Origin of the sequence: Vibrio sp. YT-15, assembly GCF_033337445.1 — a bacterium.
Lineage (GTDB): Bacteria > Pseudomonadota > Gammaproteobacteria > Enterobacterales > Vibrionaceae > Vibrio > Vibrio alginolyticus.
The window spans coordinates 1-1,123 of record NZ_JAWOQR010000140.1 but is presented as its reverse complement, the minus strand read 5'-3'; the positions used below and the strand labels follow the sequence as shown (position 1 = coordinate 1,123).

General features: G+C 50.7%; 2 protein-coding genes. Both read right to left on the bottom strand.

Annotation, left to right across the window (positions count from 1 at the left end; translation table 11 throughout):
• Positions 1 to 691 (bottom strand): phenylacetate--CoA ligase family protein (locus R7D93_RS25865; RefSeq protein WP_411976822.1); only part of this gene is annotated, 691 nt, incomplete at its 3' end.
• Positions 692 to 700: 9 nt separating this feature from the next.
• Positions 701 to 1,123 (bottom strand): ABC transporter ATP-binding protein (locus R7D93_RS25860; protein WP_318129628.1); only part of this gene is annotated, 423 nt, incomplete at its 5' end.

Genomic DNA, 1,123 nt, shown 5'->3' with positions numbered 1-1,123 from the left:
CACTCGCGTAGGCTTGAAATACAGCAATCCCTTTGTCCGTAAACGCTTGTTGCATGTCTGCGGTGACGGCTTCACCAGAAACCAACGCTTTGGTAAAGCTAGGTAACTCGCCGTATTGCTCTTGGTATTTCTGTAACAACGTCAACAAATAAGATGGCGTTCCCGTGTAACCCGTCGGCTGAAGCTGTTTGATCGCTTCAATCTGCGCTTCGGTATTGCCGACGCCTGCTGGAAATACTGCGCAGCCACACGCTCTAGCACCGCCTTCCATAATGAATCCACCCGGCGAGAAGTGATAAGAGAGCGTGTTGTGGACTAAATCCCCACGGCGAAACCCTGCGGCATAAAACGCGCGTCCCATACGCCAGAAGTCCGATTCATCCGTTTGCGCCTCATACAAAGGCCCCGGAGATTGAAACACACGCGCCATCTGACCAATCGCAACGCTGTTTAAGCCACCAAACGGCGGCTTAAGCTGCTGCTGGCTTGGGACATTGAATTTGCGAGTGATCGGAAACTGGGCGAGCCCTTCACGGTTACTTGCGATTGAGGCGTCGATATCTGCGAAGATGTTGCCGTAGTGCTCGCTGTTCGCTTTTGCGTTTTCAATCAGTGTCGGCAGGCGTTGAAACAGCGACTCTTCTCTCTCGGTTGGAGACAAAGACTCTTTTGCATCGAATAATTCGTTCATCTCTGCTCCTTACAACCAGCGCTTACGACGTTTGTAAGACTTAAGATTCTTAAAACTCTTGCGCTCTTCATCGCCGCCACCCAGATAGAACTCTTTCACGTCTTCATTATTGAGCAGCTCATGTTTAGTACCATCGAGCACAATCTTGCCTGACTCCATGATGTAGCCATAGTCGGCCGCATGAAGCGCAAAGTTCGCGTTCTGTTCCACCAGCAACATGGTAATGCCTTGGTCTTTGTTGATCTTCTCGATGATGCTGAACACCTCTTTCACCAACAGTGGTGAAAGCCCCATCGACGGTTCATCAAGTAAGATCATTTTCGGGCGCGCCATCAATGCGCGGCCAATTGCCAACATCTGCTGCTCACCGCCCGACAAATAGCCTGCGAGACCAGTTCGTTCTTTGAGTCGAGGGAAGTAATCAAACACCAT